At 33.2% G+C, this 2,593-nt stretch carries 3 protein-coding genes; 1 reads left to right on the forward strand and 2 read right to left on the reverse strand.

Going from position 1 to position 2,593, the window contains the following annotated elements; translation table 11 throughout:
• The coding region (locus tag LQ203_RS27240; RefSeq protein WP_230163046.1) for a hypothetical protein at positions 1-251 on the forward strand (251 nt) is incomplete at its 5' end.
• Between the two features lie 18 nt (positions 252-269).
• Here LQ203_RS27240 and LQ203_RS27245 read toward each other — a convergent pair.
• On the reverse strand, positions 270-1,046 hold the full coding sequence (locus tag LQ203_RS27245) for a YibE/F family protein (protein ID WP_230163048.1): 777 nt from the start codon (positions 1,044-1,046) through the stop codon (positions 270-272).
• Positions 1,043-2,152: a YibE/F family protein gene (locus LQ203_RS27250; protein WP_230163050.1), complete on the reverse strand. Its 1,110-nt coding sequence runs from the start codon at positions 2,150-2,152 to the stop codon at positions 1,043-1,045. The genes LQ203_RS27245 and LQ203_RS27250 overlap by 4 nt, the downstream gene beginning before the upstream one ends.
• Positions 2,153-2,593 lie beyond the last annotated feature (441 nt).

The raw sequence follows: 2,593 nt of genomic DNA on the forward strand, positions 1-2,593 counted from the left end.
TTGCCGCTTGCTTCCTTCAGATTCCACGTCACCGTGGACACCCTTGCATTAAGCTAACCATTACTACTGCCTTCATGGTTCGGGACTCACACCCTATAGATTGCACCCATGCCGGGCGCACGAAAAAAGGCCGCCAAATGGCAGCCTCATTCTCTATCTGTATTCATATAATGGCCCTTATTGAAGGCTATGCAAAACTAAACTTACCTCCCTCAAAAACTTATACCTATTATACAAATGAGTGCTCATAAGCCTTTTTGCCATGATACCTATATAACTTTCTCTTTATTTTTTCTTTTTTTCACCAAAAAATAAGCAGTAATAAAGGCAGTAATAGGAATAATCAGGGCTACTCCTGTTCCAGCACAAAATATTGTGATCATTTCAGCACTAAATATTTTTGAGTTTACGATTTCTCCAACAGAATAGGATAAATCTTTAAACCATATAAGCAATGCCAAATAGCCTCCAAAGAAGGCAAAAAATAATGTATTCGTAGTTGTTCCTAAGATATCCCTCCCAATACTTATTCCAAATGTGAATAAATCTTTCTTGCTAATGGATGGATGGTGATGAAACATTTCTCGCATGGGAGATGAAATGGCCATGGCTGTATCGATAATGGCTCCAATAGTACTCATAATAATGACTGAAGCTCCAATTTTAACAAAATCTACTCCAATATAAAGGGAAAAGATGCTAAGCTCTTCTATTTCTTCTTCACCAAAACCTTGTATCATCGCATTTTCCGTCACAATGACAATAAAAAAGAGTACAATAACAATCGTGATAATAGTAGAAATGAATGCTGTTTTTGTTGTACTATTCACTTCATTAATAAAAAATAAATTAATATAACTAATCACCGTACATGCAATCAATGTTACGATATACGGATCATTATTTGGATTTGTCATAAAAATGATGGTAAAAAGAAACACACCAAAGTTTAGGAAAAAAGCAAAAAATGAACGTGCTCCATTTTTTCCACCAATCAAGATCATCAATATTAATAATATGAACGCTAGCAACACTAATACATTCATGTTCTTTCCCTCTTTCGATTAATGAAAAAAATAGAAATATATAGACCTATCGGAATAGTTAACACGATTCCAATACCACCAGCTATGGCACGGGCCAATTCCAATGTAAGGTTCATGGAAAGGGTAAATCCTAATGCAGAAGAATTTTTTAAATACAAAATAATCGTAGGTATGGAGCCACTTATATAGGCAAAAAACAAAATATTTGTCATGGTTCCCATGATGTCTTTTCCAATCTCTAATCCTGAAGTTTTAAGTGCTTTTACTGATATGTGGTTATTCTTTTCATACAACCCAAAAATCGAAGAAGACATGGTAATGGCTATATCCATTACGGCTCCTAAAGATCCGATAAATAACCCTGCCATAAACACCATTTTATAAGGACGAGTGAGAAATTGCATTTCTTCATATCGAAGGCCATTTCCGGAAGTTAACCACATAACAAGATAAATAATGAACAGTGATAAAAAAGTCCCTAACAGTGTCGCAATAATAGCTGCATATGTTTTTTCATTAAAACCGTTAACGAGTAAAAGGGAAAGGACCGTAAATAGAATGATACTTATACTGCATATCAATACCAAACTAATGTCTGATGTATTCAAATAAAAATCTAATGCATATGACAACAATATGGCATTGACTGCCAAACTTATAATTGAAAACAGTCCTTGCTTTTTTCCAACGATTAGTAATGTCAAGATAAAAATCCATGCTACAATCAACACAAATTTATCACGCTTTACGTCTTTTATGGTTCCAGTTAACTCTGAATTTTCTTTTGTCTTCGTATCAATCGAAACAAATAAATCATTTCCAACTCGATATTCTTGATCATAAGCTCCGGATAAGGAATATTCATTCTTTAAATGAATAAGTTTTCCCTTTTCTTCTCCATTTTGTAATTCGGCTATTATACTCTGGGTAAATAGACGATCTTCATTTTGATACATATCATTCAATTCAGTTGTATTTTCCAGATTTGTTTTGATGACTTTGGCTATAGGAAGTTCATAGAATGAATAATTGTGATTAACAAAGAAAACAGAGGCGACAAAACAAAGTGCTATGATGGCGTACAAAGAAACATGCTTGTAACCCATTTTTTTAAATTTATTTACGATAACATTCAAATTAAAACCTCCAAATATCGGGTGGGCAAAAAAGGCAGGATGGAGCCAGAATTGACTGACCTCCGCCCTGCCTTACTAGTATTTGATTTTTTTATCTTATCATGAATAAATTTAATTTGCGAAATAAAAAAATCCAATTGGTAACCAAGGGGATTTTTCTATTGGGTTTTGAAAGTATGATTATTGTAAGAATCGTACATTAAGTAAGGAGTTGACTTAACAACTCCTTTAAGAACAAAATTTATTTATTAGGCACTAATAATACTGGTTTTATTTTTAAAGTATGGAGTTAGTATAGTTTCATGGACACATTTTAGTTAAGTCCTTACAATGATTTTTGAGAGGATGTGTCCGTCTTGGAACGTAAGAATACAGGGAAAAAATATAATAATGAATTCAAGAAGACTATTG

The sequence above is a fragment of the Peribacillus sp. Bi96 genome (assembly GCF_918698115.1).
Classification (GTDB): domain Bacteria; phylum Bacillota; class Bacilli; order Bacillales; family DSM-1321; genus Peribacillus.